The following is a 16,982-nucleotide window of genomic DNA, read 5'->3' as shown; positions in this document are numbered from 1 at the left end:
TCATTTTCTATTTTTAAATTCTGAAAAAAACTATTATTAAAGCCAAAATAAACAATAGCCACCTGAAACTTTGGTGATCAAGATTCGATTTAAATAAAATTGCCACCCCCTGACAACCACCTAATTAAACTACAATAAATCTAGTTTAAAACACAATAAAATTAATTATTTATATGCAAAACTCAAAATAAAAAACAAAATACATAAAAACAATCAATGAACACAACGATGAAACCAGAAAATAATTTCTATTAATATCTCTTTAATTAATAAAACTCAATATTGGCTTCAATTGTTAAAAAAAGTGAACCTACAATAAGCAAGCTCACTTTAATACTTAAAATTTTTGACACCTCCAATCACAGTTCTTCTTCTCGTTCCAACATCAATATTGCACTTTGAGGAACGATATAATACTTTTCTCCTTCGTACATCACCTCATAAGCTCCATTCAATAAGAAAACGGCTAAATCTCCTTCCTTGGCCTGTAAAGGGATATATTTTACTTCCTCACTTGGATCTTTCCATGGCTCATCATTTTCAACAGGCAATGGAATGGGATATCCCGGACCAGCCTTAATGATATACCCTTGTTGGACTTTTTCTTTTTCCTGTACCCCGGGAGGCAGATAAAGTCCACTTGATGTTTTTTGGTTGGGCTTCTTCAATTTAATAAGTAGCCGATCACCAACTATAATCAAATTTTTAAGTTTATTTTCAGATGTTAACTGCATACCGTTTTTAAATTATATTAGGACTTAACCTTTGCTAAGCACAAAACTTTTATAATGCAGATGTACGAAAAAATTAGCCTCACAATATTAAACCAATCTCTTAATGAGAATTTTTGGTCAACTTGAATTAGCCTACATTCCGATTTCATCTTTCACTATTCAATTTAAAAGGATTGATTCATCAACCCCTTTAAAAATAATGGCATCCCTGACATTCAGGGACACCATTACAAGAAATTTAAATAAAGAAATGGAAATTTATTATTTCTTATCTTCTTCGTTTACTTCTTCATAATCCACATCTGAGACGCCATCTCCCGCATCATCTGCAGCAGCATCAGGTCCCGGCTGACCGGCAGCTCCTTCAGCACCTTGAGTTTGACTGTACATTTCTTGAGAAGCGGCGCTCCAAGCAGTATTCAAGGCTTCCATTCCAGAATCAATAGCCGCTAAATCTTGACTTTGGTGAGCGGCTTTCAATTGTTCCAATGCTCCGTTAACAGCTGTTTTATTTCCTTCAGACAATTTATCTCCGAATTCTTTCAGTTGTTTTTCTGTCTGAAAAATTAAACTGTCCGCCTGATTGATTTTATCGATTTTTTCTTTCTCCTCCTTATCTGTAGCAGCATTTGCTTCAGCTTCTTTCTTCATTCTTTCGATTTCTTCTTCAGTCAAGCCGGAAGATGCTTCAATTTTAATTTTTTGCTCCTTACCAGTGCCTTTGTCTTTGGCAGAAACATTAAGGATACCATTGGCATCTATATCAAATGTTACCTCAATTTGAGGTACTCCTCTTGGGGATGGTGGTATATCAGACAACTGGAACCTACCGATAGTCCTGTTATCTTTAGCCATTGACCTTTCCCCCTGAAGTACATGAATATCTACCGCAGGCTGATTGTCTGCAGCTGTTGAAAATACTTCAGATTTTTTGGTAGGTATGGTGGAGTTAGATTCAATTAACTTGGTGAACACTCCTCCCATGGTTTCAATACCCAATGATAGTGGTGTTACATCAAGTAACAATACATCTTTGACTTCACCGGTAAGCACACCTCCTTGGATGGCAGCACCAATAGCAACAACCTCATCAGGGTTTACACCTTTTGAAGGTTTTTTACCAAAATACTTCTCTACTTCCTCTTGAATTTTAGGGATTCTAGTTGACCCTCCAACAAGTATAACTTCATCAATATCAGATGGAGACAAGGAAGCATCGGCCATTGCTTTTCGAACAGGCTCCATAGATCTTTTCACAAGACTATCTGAAAGTTGCTCGAATTTCGCTCTCGAAAGACTTCTAACCAAGTGCTTAGGCCCTGTCTGTGTGGCTGTAATGTAAGGCAAGTTAATTTCTGTAGCAGAAGAACTAGAAAGTTCGATTTTAGCCTTCTCAGCCGCTTCTTTTAATCGCTGAAGGGCCATTGGATCATTTTTAAGATCAATATCTTCTTCAGCTTTAAACTCCGCTGCTAGCCAATCAATGATTACTTGGTCAAAGTCATCGCCCCCAAGGTGAACATCACCGTTAGTAGATTTAACTTCAAATACACCATCACCTAGTTCTAACACAGAGATATCAAAAGTACCTCCACCAAGATCGAACACAGCAATCTTCATGTCGGCATTTTTCTTGTCAAGCCCATAAGCAAGGGCTGCTGCGGTAGGTTCGTTGATGATACGCTTCACATCAAGCCCGGCAATTTGACCCGCCTCTTTGGTTGCTTGCCTCTCAGAATCATTAAAGTAAGCAGGAACAGTAATTACCGCTTCTGAAACCTCCTGACCCAAGAAATCTTCAGCAGTAGATTTCATTTTTTGTAAAATCATTGCCGAAAGCTCCTGTGCAGTGTAGGACCTGTCACCAATTTTAACTGCTACAGTGTCATTAGGTCCTTTTTCTACTTTATAAGAAGCATGTTTTTTATCTTCAGAAATTTCAGAAAATTTCTTTCCCATAAATCTCTTAACAGAAGAAATTGTATTTGCAGGATTGGTAATCGCTTGACGTTTAGCCGGATCTCCAACCTTTCTCTCTCCATTTCCATTGTCCAAAAATGCCACTATTGAAGGTGTAGTCCTTCTTCCTTCACTGTTCTGAATGACAACAGGCTCATTCCCTTCCATTACAGCGACACATGAGTTGGTGGTACCCAAATCAATACCGATAATTTTTCCCATAATTATATATATTTTGTCGTTTTCGTTTTAAACACAAAACTATTCTAACAACCAATGTGCCAAGTGAAATATTCAAAAAATTAATGCCACATTGTCATAAATCGTGACAGGTTAACTCTAAAAATGTCAATATTTCTCATCGTTTTACCGCAAAAGAAGTCGATATTTACAAGATAAGTCAATCAATTATTTAGAATGAAAGTCTCTCAAATCAACATCTTCCCCATCAAATCCCTAGGAGGAATAAATTTAACAGATGCCATTGTAGAAACTTCAGGTTTCCAATTTGACAGAAATTGGATGCTGGTGGATGAAAACGGGAAATTCCTTACCCAACGAACCATGCCCGAAATGGCATTGTTTTATACAGAAATTCGAGAAAACAGCCTATATGTTTACCATCAATCTAATCCGCAAAACGGAATAGAGATTCCTTACAGTCAAAGCTCCGGTAAAATAATTAAAAGCCAAGTCTGGAATGACCCTATTGAGGCTTTACATGTATCATCCGAAGCCGACACTTGGTTTTCCGCACAGCTTAAAATAAGTTGCCAATTATTAAAAATGGACCTGAGTAGTAAGAGGTTTATTGAAAATAAATATAAAGTAAACAATGAATACGTCAGCTTTGCAGACAGTATGCCCTATCTAATCATCGGAGAGGCCTCATTAGAAGATTTAAATGATCGCATGGAGATTCCAGTACCCATGAATAGGTTTCGACCCAATATTGTATTTACAGGAGGCAAACCTTTCCTAGAAGATTCGTGGGATAAAATCCAAATTGGCGAAGTGTTTTTCCAGGTCACCAAACCCTGCGCAAGATGTGTGATGACTACAATCGATCAAGACACCGCCACAAAAGGTAAAGAACCATTGAAGACATTGGCAAAATACAGGAAGGTCGATGAGAAAATCCTTTTTGGACAAAACCTTATCGCATTAAATAACGGAAAAATTTCCGTAGGTGATGAAGTAAAGGCTTTGTAAGTGGTCCCATCGTGCAAATTTCTTGACCATTGCTATGATTTAAGCTTGTCATTGTTTTTATGCCTGTCTATGTCCCGGGTATTCTTTTTTCAAAATTTTTCTCAAAGGCCTTTGTCAGGTCCACACCCGTTTGGTTGGCTAAACAGAGCAAAACCCATAAAACATCGGCCATTTCATCTCCCAAATCTACCTCTTTGTCACTTTCCTTAAATGATTGTTCACCATATTTTCGGGAAATGACCCTTGCCACCTCTCCCACCTCCTCGGTCAAAATGGCCATATTTGTTAATTCACTGAAATAACGAACCCCTGTAGTCTTTATCCATTCATCTACTTTTTGCTGTGCTTCTTCTATGGTCATGATATTTTATTGAATCGTTTTTCCTAAGGCTAGCTCAATTGTTTTATTAATATTTTTTGGAATATCCTCTTCATAATGACTTATAAACAACATGGTCAAGTCTGTTTCATCACAAAAATATTCTATGGTAGCCTTGAACCTATTTCTTTGTTCTTCATCCATTCCTTGAGAAGCTTCATCTAAAACCAGTAGTGTTGGTGACTTGATCATTGCTCTAGCCAAGAGACAGAAACGTTGCTCTTCCAGGCTAATTTGGGTTAACCTAAGCTCACTTAAATGGGAAAGCTGAAAAGCCTCCATCCACCGATTTACCAATATTTCCTGGTCTTTATTTAATTTTTTAAACAAACCCATGGTATCAAATAAACCAGAGGCCACCACTTTTTTACAAGTTTGGTTTACAGGAAAGTACCTTGCCAACTCCGCCGACACAAAACCTATGGGCCGTTTGATATCCCAAATGCTTTCACCGGTACCTCTTTTTTATCAAAAAGCACAATGTCATTGGCATATGCCTGAGGATTTTCTCCAAGCACCAAACTGATAAGCGTTGATTTCCCTGCCCCATTATGCCCTTTTATAAGCCATTTCTCTCCGGGTAAAACTTTCCAAGAAACATTGTCAAGCAATTTTTTATCTCCGTATTTGACAGTGACATCATGCATATTTATGATCACTCGAGTTGAATTAGCAAGGAAATTCCTCTTTAGCAACCCTTGAAAAACTTCAGGTTTAAGATTAAATTGAGAATTGGTCTCGTTTTCTAATGGTATAAGACTATCTCTATCATCAACAATTGATAGCCTTCCTCCACCTATCCAAGCAATTTTGTCAACAGATAAAGGTACCTCGTTGGCAGATGAGGTCATGATGATCTGAATTCCTGATTCTTGTATGGCCATGAGTATCCCCTCAAAACGCTCCCTTGTCTGTACATCTAAACCTACCAATGGCATGTCAATTAACAGGAGCTTCGGGTTTTTCATCAATGCTTCTGCCATCGCCAATTTTCTGGTTTCCCCGTTAGAAAGTTTGATTAGTGATTTATTTCTTAATTTCTCCAGCCCAAATAAATGAACAACTTCAGCTATATCCCAAAGGCCTTTTCTTTTAATTTCAACACTTCTCAAGAACGCATCTACCGTGGCTGTATCTTCAGATTCAGCACTATTGAACCGTTGCTGGTAATAAAAGTTTTGTTGGCTAGATTTATTTCTAAAGGTGTATTTCTGAGACACCAAGGCAATCAAATCTCTATAACTGTTGATCAAACCAAGCTTGCGTTGTCTTTCTTGGTATTCCCTAGCAAAAGGCCAGCTTATGCTACCATCCACTAAACTTGTCCTTCCTAATATAGTCTCTAAAAACAATGTGCGTTCTTTCCCGGACTGCCCAATAATGGCCCAAGACTCTCCATTTTCAACGGTAAAACTTAGCCCTTTAAATACCGTCTTTCCAAACGACTGAATTGTCGCATCATTAATTTTAAAGAAAACCTCTTCTTTTTTCATTGAATAGCCATTAACCCCAATGTGGACAAAAATATCAGAATGGATTTGCTGGTACAAATCTTTACCTCAAATAAGGGGCTGTGAATTAAACTTTATTTTTAGAATCTAAAATAATGGTAACCGGACCATCATTTACTAAGGAAACCTGCATATCTGCTCCAAACTCACCGGTCGGAACAGTTTTACCTAATAGACCGGATATTTCCTTCACAAAATCTTCATATAGTGGAATGGCTATTTCTGGCTTAGCAGCCTTTATATAAGAGGGTCTGTTACCTTTTTTGGTACTTGCATGAAGTGTAAATTGACTTACTACCAATACCTCTCCTTTTGTTTCCAGCACACTTTTGTTCATCACCCCTTCGTCATCGGCAAATATTCTCATATTTACTATTTTCCTGCATAGCCAAGAAATATCTTCAAGATTATCGGCAGATTCAATACCAAGTAAGACCAATATTCCTGATCCAATAGCAGCCTTATCTTTACCTGTTATACTTACTGATGCTTCTTTTACTCTTTGTAAAACTACAATCATTGTGTCATTTTATGCATTTCGGACGAGGGGATGGTCTCATTTCCTGTCATTTTAATATTTAAAGCCTTTTGCACCATGGCTTTAGCAACTTGGTGGTCATAAATAGGCTTATACTTCTTGAATAGCCCAAAAAATGCTACAAATTTCATCAGCACTTTCCCTATTTCTTCACCAGGCCTACTTTCCTTCCTTTCTCCCAATAATAGAGAAGGTTGGAAAATACCCACGTAATCAAAGTCCATTCTTTTAAGGTCATTTTCTACCTCTCCTTTGACTTTATTATAGAAAATGGATGACTGAGCATCTGCACCTAAAGCACTGACATACAAAAATCTTTTGGCGCCATTCTGTAAGGAAAACCTTGCAAATGAAACCACAAAATCATGATCAATACGGTAAAAGCTTTCTTTGGAACCGGCTTTTTTGATGGTAGTCCCCAATGAACTAAAGGCACAGATTGTAGTCGCTTTTTCTGACAAACCTTTGATGAGAGATTGTTTATCTCCTCCCATATTTTGATTCCTTACTTCATTTATCAGGTCCACTTTGTCCAACTGACCGAAATCAACCTTTACCTGAACCAACTTTTGGTGCTTGAATGCCAACTCCCTTCTACCAAAGGAAATCACCCAATCAAAAGACTCATTTTTAAAAAGTTGATGTAACAACTGAATACCTATCAGTCCAGAAGCTCCTGACACGAATGCGATACGACTCATAGGTCTTGATTTTTTTCCCAATCTAGAAACTTCTCAATATCAGATTGAATGCTTTTAAAAATAGCCAGTAATACAGTGATGTCATCTACATAGCCTACAAACGGTATAAAATCCGGCACCAAGTCAGTAGGTAAGGCAAAATAAAATAGCCCTAAGACTATTAGTCCTAAAGACCTATTGGATAAACCTGCATATTTTTTATTCAGATGAGCTTTTATCATTCTAATAAATATCTCTATCTGAAATTTGACCTGCGCAAAAGTAGGGTTTTGAGAAAGCTCTTGCCATTTTTGGTTAACTTTTACTAGTAAGGCTTTTAGTTTTTTCTCTGTTCCTGCAATATGCTCTGCCCTGTTTAAGTAGATGGCTTTGACCTTCTCAAAAAGGTTTTGACCTGAAGAATAACTATCCATAAGTATTCGTTACATTAAATTTTGAATCAATAGTATATGCGTATTTCATCCTTGATTTTCCTTAGAGCAATTCCCAGAGTATCCTGTTCCACTTCCATTGCGAGTTGAAATATTCTTTTTGACAATTCAATACTTCTCGCTTCCCCACCTATTTGTTGGTAGGCATTGTTTATTAAAGAAATGGTTTGTTCCACTGCAGACCTAATGATTTCCCAAGTATCATCAGTGAAATACACTTGTTGGGATAAATTATGATTGAATTCGTTCCTGATTTCCTGAATTAAAAGGCCATGCAATTCGCCTGCAAGCATCTCCGGTCCATTAACTCGCCTCACCAAGTTATTGGGAGAAATCCGCTCCATTAATAGACAGAGACGTTCAGCAGCTTGAATACGCAAAGGGATTATTTGTTCAGCGTTTTTCGATTTAATATCCAACCACTTTATCTCCCTTTCCTTCTTCAAAAATGATACCGTAATAATAAACATGCCATATATTGCCAGGCCGGCAGGAACAATTATTTTTAATAAATCAAAGAGGTAATCCATTGTCAAGGTTTTTAATTAGCAATATCTAAAATAATGTCCTGTTTTACTATGCACCAAATGTTTTTCTGTTTTAATTTTGGAACCATTTATCATTCACCGCCCTTAAGTTCACATGTTAACACCGATAAATATTACACCAAAGGCTCTTGAAGAGATTAAAACCATAATATCCACAAAGAACATCCCCTTGGAATATGCTTTAAGAGTAGGCGTTAAAGGTGGTGGTTGTGGTGGAGTATCTTACGCTTTAGGTTTTGACTTAAAAAAAGATGAAGACCAAAGCTTTGACATAGAAGGTTTGACAGTCTTGATAGAGAAAAAACATGTTATGTTTTTGATGGGAATGCAGGTTGATTTCCATGAAAGTAATGAAGCCAGAGGGTTTGTATTCACCAACCCTGAACTGCCCAAAAGGCACGATGTTGAGTAATGCGCAGCTTTAAGCTAGTAGACTTGACTGATTTTTGCCTAGGTCAAACCCTCAAAGCCGTACTTCATATTGGCCCAAAAAGAATCAATGGCAATTATCCTTGGTTTTAGGAAAGAAATAATTTTTGGCCAATCATCCTGATCCATCACATTTACTCCCTCAAGTTTTTTTCTACTTTACTTAAATTTTCACCCCAATCGTTGGGGAGATCAGCTTTCCATTCCCATTCTTCATTTACTTCTTGCTGAAAAACACCTTTAAAGGTCAGCAATTGATCATACAATAAACTTCGTATCTCACTGTCTGGATGCTGTACTTCTATAGATATAGAAGCAAAATCCCGCTCTGCTTTCATCCTGAAATACATGTGTTTCACCCCTGTTTTGTAATTTTTCCAATTTATTCTTCTCCCTTCAGCATTTGGAACAGGCTTCATATAGTGTCCAAATGTTGTCCAAAACTTTTGTCTTGTTGCACTTAATTCTTGCTTGGTATACATCGGTTTCGATCATTTACTTGTAATCTCTCGGGTAAGCCACTTCTACCACGGAAAAATTAACAACGCCTCCAAGGGCCGGATTGTGCTTCTTGATGATTACTTGAACTTCCTTACTGTCAGGATAAGCTTTCAAAATATCTTCAATCATTAAATGACCTAAGTGTTCGAGCAATTTCACCGGCACCTGCATGTGTGCTTTAGCAATTTGATAAAGCTTAAAATAATCGACAGTATAATTAAGGTCGTCAGAATACATGGCTTGTTGAAAATCAGTATGAACATGCAAGTCAACTGTAAATCGATTACCTAATTTCTTCTCTTCTGAAAAAACGCCATGGAAAGCATGAAATTCAATCCCTTCAAGTGATACTTTTCCCATTATTCAAATTGGTCAAAAAACGAACCATTCTGGTCTTTTTTTCCCCCTTTGTCAGTGGGAGAATTTATTTTGTCAGCTTTCTCATCTCCTTCTGCCTTCTCCTGCTCAGAAATGGTATCGATTTCTAAGGCTCCTTCCTCCTTTTCCTCCTTGGCTTCATTTATCTTATTTTGTTCTGCTAGATCTTGATTTTTCGGTTGTTCCCAAGTATAGGTGTTCGCTGACAGACTAGGCTTAGATTCTTCTTGTTCGGGTACTTCGTAGCTTTTTCTTTTCTTTGAAGCTCTTTGACCAAGCGGGTATGAATTCCGGTATCTATTTCTGTAAATCCATCTTGGGCCGTTTTTACATTTTCCAAGGTTTCTGAAGCCGTGCGTTTCAAGTTTTTAAGTAAATAGTCTCTCTGGTCCAGTAGCTTTTCATAATTTTCAACCAAAACATTGACATCTTCTTTAAGGTCTTCGATGATGTTTTTAGATTGTGACTCTGCCTGATCAATCATATTGCGCGCCTTGCCTCTTGATTCAGCATGTAAGGCATCCGCATTCATTTGCGCCTCTTTGAGAATTAATTCTGCTGTTTTGTTAGCTTGCTCGATAATACTTGCACCGGTATCTTCTGCTGTTTTCAATGTTTTAAAAAGTGACTGCTCCACCTCTCTAAGCTTTGACGCTTCTTTTTCTGCATGCTCATATTTAATCTCAAGAGCATTTTTCTCTTCTACAAGCTTTTCCCATTCTTGAGACAAATAACTCAAAAAGGTTGAAACTTCATCTTTATCATAGCCCCTGAAATTTTTTTCGAAGGTCTTCTGACGGATATCCAATGGTGTAATTTTCATTTTTTCGTCATTTAGCCGATCTATGACCGGAAGTTATTGACCAATATTTATTTCCCAAACAGAAACGGTATGATCATCACTGATCGCCACTACTTGATCCTTATTCTTGGTCCACAAAACTTTATTAATTGAAGTTCCATGCCCCACATACCTCGCTTTATCTATTACTTTCAATAGCTTAAACGCTTCCATATCCCATACCTTAATGGACTTGTCCATGCTGCAAGTCACAAAATACTTGCCATCTTCCCGGAACGAAAGATAATTGATTGCATACATATGTGCAGCTATATTTTGTTGTATTTCAAATTTTTCAGTATCCCAAAATTTAAGTGAGGCATCCCTTCCACCACTTACAATGGTTTTCCCATCCGGACTAAAGGCCAAAGCAAAGACGGAGTTTAAATGCCCTTGCATTCTTGCTAATGGTGACCAATCTTGGGTATCAAAAACCTTAATCAAGTGATCACTGGCACCTACGGCTATTTGCTTTTGGTTCGGCGCAACTGCCAAAACGCGCAAAGATTGATCGCTTATCTTAATGTGCCTCACGGGAGAACGTTCTTCAATATCTATTACTACCAACACCCCATCTCCTGTTGCCACCAAAAGTAGGTTGTCAAGCACTTTGATATCAAAAATCGGATGGGAGGTGATTTTTAGCGACCAAATTTCTTTTTGCTTTTTAAATCAATGGCATGAATCCCCTCATTATTTTGGCCAATAAATAAGACATTTCTCTGTTTGTCTACTTCCAAGGCATATACAGAGCTTGGCAGCTTGGCCAGTAAAAGGCCATCTCCCAATTCTGAAAGGTTCCATTCAACAACCATCCCATCTCCTGATCCGGTGTAAATAAGGTTTGTTTGGCAACCATTGGCAAGGGCAAAAACAGAATGATTGTGCCCTCGTAATGTGTTAAGTTTACTTACTTGAATATTTGACATATATTGCAGAACCTAATTACTATACAGTTGCCTTAAAGTTACTATGTTAACAAAAATAGAAAAAATTAGTCCTTTATCTGCTTTTGCCATCAACAATATTAAATCCTCCGAAAACACGTCCATGGACTTTTTGAGTTTTAGGGAAAAGCTCTCACTTGCAAATATAGGGCATCCTCAAAAAAGAAAAGAATGGAAAGCTGCAAGACTGGCCATCAAGAATACATTAGATAGTCTATCCCTACCCTATCCCGGATTTTATAAAGACAATCATGGAAAGTCCCACGCCATGGATGACTCAGGCCATGTATCTCTCACGCACCATGGAGACTATGCTGCCGCGATATTTCATAGAGAGATGTCTGTAGGCATAGATTTAGAACGAGTTAGAGACAAAACAGTTCCATTAGGCCCAAAATACTTGGATCCTTCCGAAATGGAGTTTTTGGGATCAGACCCTTTCTTATACACTTTGGCTTGGTCTGTTAAGGAAAGTATCTATAAATGTCAAGGAAAAAAAGGCATTAGCCTTCGTCAAAATATAATTTTGGAGCCTTTTACAGCCCATGATAAAATCATAAAAGGCAAAATTTATGGCTCAGATTTTTCAGATCATCATTATCAGGTTATGTCTTATTCTGAAAACGACATGATTCTTACTTATACCGTATGGTGATTTTTTCTATATTTGTTATAAAACAACTAGAGATGAAGATTTTTTGGGGTGTTTTGTAATGAGTATATTTTGGACCACGGCCATTTTTGGCCAAAAGGTTTCCAATGTTAAGATGGTAGACGCGATCACCAATCAGGAATATTCCCTTGATAATAATAAATCAGCTACAGCTCAAGTTTTTATTTTTTATACCCTGAAATGCCCTTATTCCAAACTTTATAATTCCCGGATAAAAGCTTTAAAAGAAAAATATACTGCTTCAAATATTTCCTTTGCCTTGGTAAATCCAAATGCCGGAGAAGACAATGAAATCCCTGAAAAACTTAGCACTCTTCCCTTTGCCAAGAACAATAATATTCCCTTTTTAATGGATACTCAACAAGTATTTACTAAAATGACCAAGGTATCAAAAATACCTGAAGTAGTGATTATCACTTCAGGGCCTACCGGATATAGTATCGCATATAGAGGGGCTATTGACAACAATGCACAAGCAATGGAAAGCGCTACCGTGCATCATCTTTCAGCTGCATTGGATGACATCATTAATAGGGACCGCCCCAGCCCTATGGTAACCCGGGCTGTTGGCTGCAATATAAAACTTAAACCTTAGGCCTGATTCACAATTTTCAGTAGCTGATTGACCTCTTTAGATTTATCTAAATCTCCTATTTTCTCAAAAGAGAATATAAGGTTACGGATTACTCTCCTGATAATTTCAATGTTTTCACACGGCTCATAATATTCAGGTTTGGGATCCAACTTTAGGTGATCAAGATAATTGTTGATATCCTGTTTGGTAAAAATAAGCCCCTTGTTGAAGGCATTGATATAAAAATTAAACTTTCCTGACTGGTAAGTCAACACAAAAAGATTAGGTAAGTTAACCCCATAAACAGGGAGCCCTAGTTTTTTCGCCACCAACAGGTAAACTGAGCAAAGGCTTATGGGGTTGCCTTTCTTGGTCTCCAACACTGTTTTAAGCATGCTATTGGCCGGGCTATGAAAATTTTTAGTATTGGCTGAAAATTTCAAGTCATTAAACAGCACATTGTTGATCAATTTAATTTTATCGTAAACGGACAATTCATTCTTGAAATTTGTCCAAACGTCAAAATAAATTTGCTGCATCAAAGCATTCAATTGATCAAACTCTAAATCCGGATATAAGTAAGTATTGACAATCCATAAACCTTCCAACAATTCTCTTTCTTGAGAATTTTTCCAATTGCTCAACCTTTCTTTCAGCAAGTTCAATTGCATGTCATGGACAATTTCCTCTATCTCTTTTTGCAGTTCAGGATTGAAGGAGCCTTCCCATTTATTTTCAAGAAAAGGTATGATCTGATTACCCAGAGAGAGTATTTTATCCCTAACATGTTCCTTTATTTCCTGATCACCATCATCCAATAAAGATACAAGAGCGTTTAATTCTTTATCTGTCATTTGAATATTCATCTCAACTTTCACTCACAATTTCTACTAACCAAATTTACCAATTTTCGGCAATAAAATACATGTGACCTTCAATTATGGCAGTATATTCAATAAATTTTGCCATAAAATTCCAATCAAATAGCCTCCAATTCCTCCTTATATGCCTTAATCGCCCTAAAAATACCCGAGGCAACATAGGTCTGCCCACTCTTACTATTAAGGTATTTTTCCTCTGATGGATTAGACAAAAATCCTGTTTCAATCAAAACACTTGGCATACTGGTGGTCCATAACACATAGAATGGAGCTTGTTTTACTCCCCGCGAATGCCTGTTTACCCGTGTAGAAAAATCTTTTTCAATTTTCCCTGCCAATGAAAGGCTATTTGCAAAATAGGCTTTCTGCATCAAATTAAACATAATATAGGATTCAGGAGATTTAGGGTCAAAACCTTCATAATTCTCTTGGTAGTCGTCCTCAAGTAAAATTACGGCATTTTCTCTTTTAACAATTTCAAAATTAGCATTGAAATTTTTATTCCCCATCACATAGGTTTCCGTACCAAAGGCTTTGGTCGAATTGATGGCATTACAATGGATGGATACAAAGAGATCCGCCCTGTTTCTATTGGCAATATTTGCTCGTTCTTTAAGCTCAATAAAAACATCCGTTTTTCGGGTATAGATTACTTCTACGTCCGGAAGCAACTCATTTATATAGCCTCCAACCTTTAATGCAATCGCAAGTGCTACGTCTTTTTCTTTGGACATTCTGCCAAGTGTTCCCGGATCCTTACCTCCATGCCCGGCATCAATTACGATCCTCCTTAACTTAAACTCTGTTTTCTTTTCCTCGGAAGGAATAAACCCAACTAAAACAATTGCTACTAAGAGCGATGAAATTAAAAGAATATTTTTCACTTTGGTTCGTTTCATAAACGTTAATAACCTTAACTTTACCGAAAATTTAATGATTTTTATAGCAAACAGAAATTATTGGTGCAGATAATTAAGAACGTTTTTCTTTCCCTCTGTATGCTCTCCTTCTTTGGGCATATTGTGTGGGCCCAAGAATCCGGCAATGAAAGAACTTCTGAACTAGAACTCTCATCTCCTGACACTTTGGGGACCCCTGAAGCCAGGCTTGACACCCTTTTACCTGTTCTTCCAGATAGCATTCTAAACATCCGCCCATCTGATTTAGATACTACGCTAAATAAACCAAAAGGTGACATCCAAACCACAATCAATTATTACGCCGAAGACAGTATCGTTTCAGACTTTGCGCAAAATAAAGTGTTTCTGTACAAAGGTGCATGGTTTGAGTATGGAAATATTCGTTTAGATGCAGATTATATCGCCATAGATTGGAAAAAGAATGAACTCTACGCTTCTGGGCTTAAAGATAGTCTTGGCGTTTTTCAGGGTACACCCATGTTTAAAGAAGGCAATAGTGTGTATGAAATCCGCAAAGAGATGCGCTATAACTTCAAAAGTCAGAAAGCCATTATTACAGATGTGGTAACGCAACAAGATGAAGGACTTCTAAGAGGAGCTGTTGTAAAAAAAGACAATGAAGGTTCCGTTTACCTAAGTAAGGGTTTCTATACTACTTGTGACTTGGTGGAACCTCATTGGCACATCTCCTCCTCCAAAATAAAATCAGTACGTGGCAAACACATAATATCCGGCCCTTTTAACTTGTATTTTAACAATATCCCGACCCCCTAGGGCTTCCGTTTGGAGTGATTCCTGATACTCCTGAAGAAAAAGCATCCGGCATAATCTTTCCTTCCTATGGTGAAGAACAGTTGAGAGGTTTCTTTTTAAGGGATTTTGGGTATTACTTTGCTTTCAATGACTATGTCCATACAAGGGTTACCGGTGAGGTCTATTCCAAAGGAGGATATGGATTAAAAACAGCCTCAGTCTACAACAAAAGATACCGATATAAAGGTGGATTAAATATTGATTATCAAAAATTTAAAAGCCCGGAAACTGCAGAAGTACCCCTAGAGTACAATGCTTTTTGGTTTAGGTGGAACCACACGCCTGAAACCAGAGGCAATTCCAGATTTTCTGCATCTGCTAACTTCGGTACCAAATCTTATAATGACAATATCCTAAATCAGGGTAATTTTATACAAAACCAACAGTCTGATTTTTCTTCAAATATCTCTTACAGTAAGACCTTTACGGGTACACCGTTTAGTATGTCCGCAAACTTAAGGCATTCTCAAAATCAGGTAACTGACGAAGTAAATCTTCTCCTTCCTGACATAGCTGTAAACATGAATCGGCAAAACCCTTTTAAGAACGTCAAATTTGAACCACTTAAAACCTTAAATGTATCGTGGAATTTCAATGCCCAAAACTCTATCAATAATGAAATTACTACGGAATTGGGAGTAGACCCCGGCCTCCAACAGGAGCTCGAAGAACTAGGAGAAACCTCCACTCCGGATGTAATACCTTTTTCATTTGCCAATTTACCTGAACTGTTAAGAAACGCCGACAATGGCTTCAGAAATACGGTACCTATTTCTTCCAACTTTAGTCTTTTTCGGTTCTTTACAGGAACCGCCTCGATGAACTTTACTGAACTTTGGTACTTAGAGAGAATAAATTACTACTACAACCCTCAAGAAGAAAGGCTGGATCAAATTCTAGAAAGTGGATTTAATAGAGTAAATTATTACAACAGCTCTTTTAACCTTTCTACAAATATCTATGGCTTCTATACCTTTAAAAAAGGATCAAAAATTGAAGCCATTAGACATCATATGCAACCTTCATTCGGATTCTCTAGTACACCGGACTTTTCTGACCCCAAATACGGGTATTACCAAGAAGTTCAAACAGATGCCAGTGGCACCTTACGACGCCTCTCTAGGTATTCAGGCTTTATCTATGGAGGTGCTCCTCTGGGAGAATCAAAATCTTTAAACATAAGTATTAGAAATGTTTTAGAGGCAAAGGTGAAAACTGAAAGTGACACAGCAGAAGCTACAACGAAAAAAGTCCCGATACTTCAATCTCTTAATATCTCAACCAATTACAACTTTGCTGCGGACTCTTTTAATCTGGCACCTATTAGTTTCAGCACCAGAACTTCACTTTTTGACAAAAAACTATCTGTAAACTTAAGCACAACACTGGACCCCTATGCCACAGGAACCTATACCAATGGAGAAGAAGTCACCACGGCTAGGGTAAATAATTTTGCTTGGAAAAATGGACAAGGACTTGGTACAATAAGAAGGGCATCTCTTAATATCAATGGAAGTTTTAATCCAAGTAAGACAGAAAAATCCCCCGGGGAAGTTAGGGATGAGCTTACCAATGACTTCTTAAACCAAGGTGGCCAGATGAATGATTTTGTAGAAAATGAAATCAATCGAATTGCGAATGACCCAAGCCAGTATATTGATTGGTCCATTCCTTGGAACATGACTTATAGTTATAATTTAAGTTATAGTAAAGCAGCCACAGGAACTAAAAATGTTACCCAAGCCATTAATATATCCGGAGATATCAGCCTGTCGGATAAATGGAAGATAAATTTCAGCAGTGGGTATGATCTTTCAACTGCCGAAATCACCCAAACCATGATAGGTATGGCCAGAGATTTACACTGCTGGCAAATGAATGTCAATTGGGTTCCCTTTGGAAGGTTTACATCCTATAACATAGACATTCGAGTGAAATCCAACATCTTGCGAGACTTAAAGGTTTCACGAAGACGGTCATTCTTCGATAGCTTCTAATAAACTAAAGGCTTT

The 16,982-nt window shown here is 37.5% G+C and carries 18 protein-coding genes and 3 pseudogenes; 5 read left to right on the top strand and 16 right to left on the bottom strand.

Annotated elements, in window-relative coordinates:
* Positions 1-359: 359 nt before the first annotated feature.
* Positions 360-734, bottom strand: a complete 375-nt coding sequence (locus tag WG932_RS26295; protein ID WP_014020692.1) for a co-chaperone GroES — start codon at positions 732-734, stop codon at positions 360-362.
* 261 nt (positions 735-995) lie between these two features.
* Positions 996-2,915: a molecular chaperone DnaK gene (gene dnaK / locus WG932_RS26290; protein ID WP_014020690.1), complete on the bottom strand. Its 1,920-nt coding sequence runs from the start codon at positions 2,913-2,915 to the stop codon at positions 996-998.
* A gap of 195 nt (positions 2,916-3,110) precedes the next feature.
* Between dnaK and WG932_RS26285 the strand changes: the two genes are divergently transcribed.
* Positions 3,111-3,905 (top strand): MOSC domain-containing protein, encoded by a 795-nt coding sequence (locus tag WG932_RS26285; RefSeq protein ID WP_483085904.1) that lies wholly within the window; start codon positions 3,111-3,113, stop codon positions 3,903-3,905.
* 32 nt (positions 3,906-3,937) lie between these two features.
* Here the strand turns inward: WG932_RS26285 and WG932_RS26280 are convergent.
* The 7 genes and pseudogenes from WG932_RS26280 to WG932_RS26250 form a co-directional block, all read right to left on the bottom strand.
* A pseudogene (locus WG932_RS26280) lies at positions 3,938-4,266 on the bottom strand (nucleotide pyrophosphohydrolase).
* A 6-nt stretch (positions 4,267-4,272) separates the two neighbouring features.
* Positions 4,273-4,698 (bottom strand): ATP-binding cassette domain-containing protein, encoded by a 426-nt coding sequence (locus tag WG932_RS26275; protein ID WP_483085903.1) that lies wholly within the window; start codon positions 4,696-4,698, stop codon positions 4,273-4,275.
* A 5-nt stretch (positions 4,699-4,703) separates the two neighbouring features.
* A complete protein-coding gene (locus tag WG932_RS26270) occupies positions 4,704-5,777 on the bottom strand; it encodes an ATP-binding cassette domain-containing protein (RefSeq protein WP_483085902.1) in 1,074 nt (357 codons plus the stop codon).
* Between the two features lie 85 nt (positions 5,778-5,862).
* Complete coding sequence (dtd, locus tag WG932_RS26265; RefSeq protein ID WP_014020686.1) at positions 5,863-6,315, bottom strand: D-aminoacyl-tRNA deacylase; 453 nt, start codon at positions 6,313-6,315, stop codon at positions 5,863-5,865.
* Positions 6,312-7,034: a Rossmann-fold NAD(P)-binding domain-containing protein gene (locus tag WG932_RS26260; protein ID WP_014020685.1), complete on the bottom strand. Its 723-nt coding sequence runs from the start codon at positions 7,032-7,034 to the stop codon at positions 6,312-6,314. Before WG932_RS26260 ends, dtd begins: the two co-directional genes overlap by 4 nt.
* Positions 7,031-7,447, bottom strand: coding sequence for a YkvA family protein (locus tag WG932_RS26255; protein WP_014020684.1), 417 nt, complete (start codon positions 7,445-7,447; stop codon positions 7,031-7,033). The genes WG932_RS26260 and WG932_RS26255 overlap by 4 nt, the downstream gene beginning before the upstream one ends.
* A 26-nt stretch (positions 7,448-7,473) precedes the next feature.
* Positions 7,474-7,995: a DUF7935 family protein gene (locus tag WG932_RS26250; RefSeq protein ID WP_483085901.1), complete on the bottom strand. Its 522-nt coding sequence runs from the start codon at positions 7,993-7,995 to the stop codon at positions 7,474-7,476.
* A gap of 112 nt (positions 7,996-8,107) precedes the next feature.
* On the opposite strand from WG932_RS26250, the gene WG932_RS26245 reads away from it, so the two are divergent.
* Positions 8,108-8,425 (top strand): HesB/IscA family protein, encoded by a 318-nt coding sequence (locus tag WG932_RS26245; RefSeq protein ID WP_014020682.1) that lies wholly within the window; start codon positions 8,108-8,110, stop codon positions 8,423-8,425.
* A gap of 38 nt (positions 8,426-8,463) precedes the next feature.
* Here the strand turns inward: WG932_RS26245 and WG932_RS26240 are convergent.
* From WG932_RS26240 to WG932_RS26220, 5 genes and pseudogenes are all read right to left on the bottom strand, one after another.
* A pseudogene (locus WG932_RS26240) lies at positions 8,464-8,861 on the bottom strand (DUF4268 domain-containing protein).
* Between the two features lie 76 nt (positions 8,862-8,937).
* Positions 8,938-9,303 carry a dihydroneopterin aldolase gene (gene folB, locus WG932_RS26235; protein ID WP_014020680.1) on the bottom strand — a complete coding sequence of 122 codons (366 nt, stop codon included), beginning with the start codon at positions 9,301-9,303 and terminating at the stop codon, positions 8,938-8,940.
* 178 nt (positions 9,304-9,481) lie between these two features.
* Complete coding sequence (locus WG932_RS26230; RefSeq protein ID WP_483085900.1) at positions 9,482-10,144, bottom strand: DivIVA domain-containing protein; 663 nt, start codon at positions 10,142-10,144, stop codon at positions 9,482-9,484.
* Between the two features lie 33 nt (positions 10,145-10,177).
* Positions 10,178-10,771 (bottom strand): WD40 repeat domain-containing protein, encoded by a 594-nt coding sequence (locus tag WG932_RS26225; protein ID WP_483085899.1) that lies wholly within the window; start codon positions 10,769-10,771, stop codon positions 10,178-10,180.
* 32 nt (positions 10,772-10,803) lie between these two features.
* Complete coding sequence (locus WG932_RS26220; RefSeq protein ID WP_483085898.1) at positions 10,804-11,091, bottom strand: hypothetical protein; 288 nt, start codon at positions 11,089-11,091, stop codon at positions 10,804-10,806.
* 43 nt (positions 11,092-11,134) lie between these two features.
* Here WG932_RS26220 and WG932_RS26215 point away from each other — a divergent pair, with 43 nt between their 5' ends.
* Positions 11,135-11,764: a 4'-phosphopantetheinyl transferase family protein gene (locus WG932_RS26215; RefSeq protein WP_014020677.1), complete on the top strand. Its 630-nt coding sequence runs from the start codon at positions 11,135-11,137 to the stop codon at positions 11,762-11,764.
* Between the two features lie 58 nt (positions 11,765-11,822).
* Positions 11,823-12,377, top strand: a complete 555-nt coding sequence (locus WG932_RS26210) for a redoxin family protein (protein WP_483085897.1) — start codon at positions 11,823-11,825, stop codon at positions 12,375-12,377.
* On the opposite strand, the gene WG932_RS26205 is transcribed toward WG932_RS26210, so the two are convergent.
* Both WG932_RS26205 and WG932_RS26200 read right to left on the bottom strand, forming a co-directional pair.
* Positions 12,374-13,210 (bottom strand): transglutaminase-like domain-containing protein, encoded by an 837-nt coding sequence (locus WG932_RS26205; RefSeq protein WP_149393426.1) that lies wholly within the window; start codon positions 13,208-13,210, stop codon positions 12,374-12,376. The genes WG932_RS26210 and WG932_RS26205 overlap by 4 nt on opposite strands.
* Before the next feature lie 125 nt (positions 13,211-13,335).
* Positions 13,336-14,136, bottom strand: coding sequence for an N-acetylmuramoyl-L-alanine amidase family protein (locus WG932_RS26200; protein ID WP_014020673.1), 801 nt, complete (start codon positions 14,134-14,136; stop codon positions 13,336-13,338).
* A 99-nt stretch (positions 14,137-14,235) separates the two neighbouring features.
* On the opposite strand from WG932_RS26200, the pseudogene WG932_RS26195 reads away from it, so the two are divergent.
* Positions 14,236-16,967 (top strand): annotated as a pseudogene (locus WG932_RS26195) (putative LPS assembly protein LptD).
* The last annotated feature ends 15 nt before the right edge of the window (positions 16,968-16,982 follow it).

The organism is Cyclobacterium sp. SOCE241 (assembly GCF_056867545.1).
This window is presented reverse-complemented; position numbering and strand designations above follow the sequence as displayed.

Bases quoted from the DNA above. Each gene is read 5' to 3' on its own strand.
- WG932_RS26295 (WP_014020692.1), bottom strand. From the start codon at position 734: ATGCAGTTAACATCTGAAAATAAACTTAAAAATTTGATTATAGTTGGT.
- dnaK (WP_014020690.1), bottom strand. From the start codon at position 2,915: ATGGGAAAAATTATCGGTATTGATTTGGGTACCACCAACTCATGTGTC.
- WG932_RS26285 (WP_483085904.1), top strand. From the start codon at position 3,111: ATGAAAGTCTCTCAAATCAACATCTTCCCCATCAAATCCCTAGGAGGA.
- WG932_RS26270 (WP_483085902.1), bottom strand. From the start codon at position 5,777: ATGAAAAAAGAAGAGGTTTTCTTTAAAATTAATGATGCGACAATTCAG.
- dtd (WP_014020686.1), bottom strand. From the start codon at position 6,315: ATGATTGTAGTTTTACAAAGAGTAAAAGAAGCATCAGTAAGTATAACA.
- WG932_RS26260 (WP_014020685.1), bottom strand. From the start codon at position 7,034: ATGAGTCGTATCGCATTCGTGTCAGGAGCTTCTGGACTGATAGGTATT.
- WG932_RS26255 (WP_014020684.1), bottom strand. From the start codon at position 7,447: ATGGATAGTTATTCTTCAGGTCAAAACCTTTTTGAGAAGGTCAAAGCC.
- WG932_RS26250 (WP_483085901.1), bottom strand. From the start codon at position 7,995: ATGGATTACCTCTTTGATTTATTAAAAATAATTGTTCCTGCCGGCCTG.
- WG932_RS26245 (WP_014020682.1), top strand. From the start codon at position 8,108: ATGTTAACACCGATAAATATTACACCAAAGGCTCTTGAAGAGATTAAA.
- folB (WP_014020680.1), bottom strand. From the start codon at position 9,303: ATGGGAAAAGTATCACTTGAAGGGATTGAATTTCATGCTTTCCATGGC.
- WG932_RS26230 (WP_483085900.1), bottom strand. From the start codon at position 10,144: ATGAAAATTACACCATTGGATATCCGTCAGAAGACCTTCGAAAAAAAT.
- WG932_RS26220 (WP_483085898.1), bottom strand. From the start codon at position 11,091: ATGTCAAATATTCAAGTAAGTAAACTTAACACATTACGAGGGCACAAT.
- WG932_RS26215 (WP_014020677.1), top strand. From the start codon at position 11,135: ATGTTAACAAAAATAGAAAAAATTAGTCCTTTATCTGCTTTTGCCATC.
- WG932_RS26210 (WP_483085897.1), top strand. From the start codon at position 11,823: ATGAGTATATTTTGGACCACGGCCATTTTTGGCCAAAAGGTTTCCAAT.
- WG932_RS26205 (WP_149393426.1), bottom strand. From the start codon at position 13,210: ATGACAGATAAAGAATTAAACGCTCTTGTATCTTTATTGGATGATGGT.
- WG932_RS26200 (WP_014020673.1), bottom strand. From the start codon at position 14,136: ATGAAACGAACCAAAGTGAAAAATATTCTTTTAATTTCATCGCTCTTA.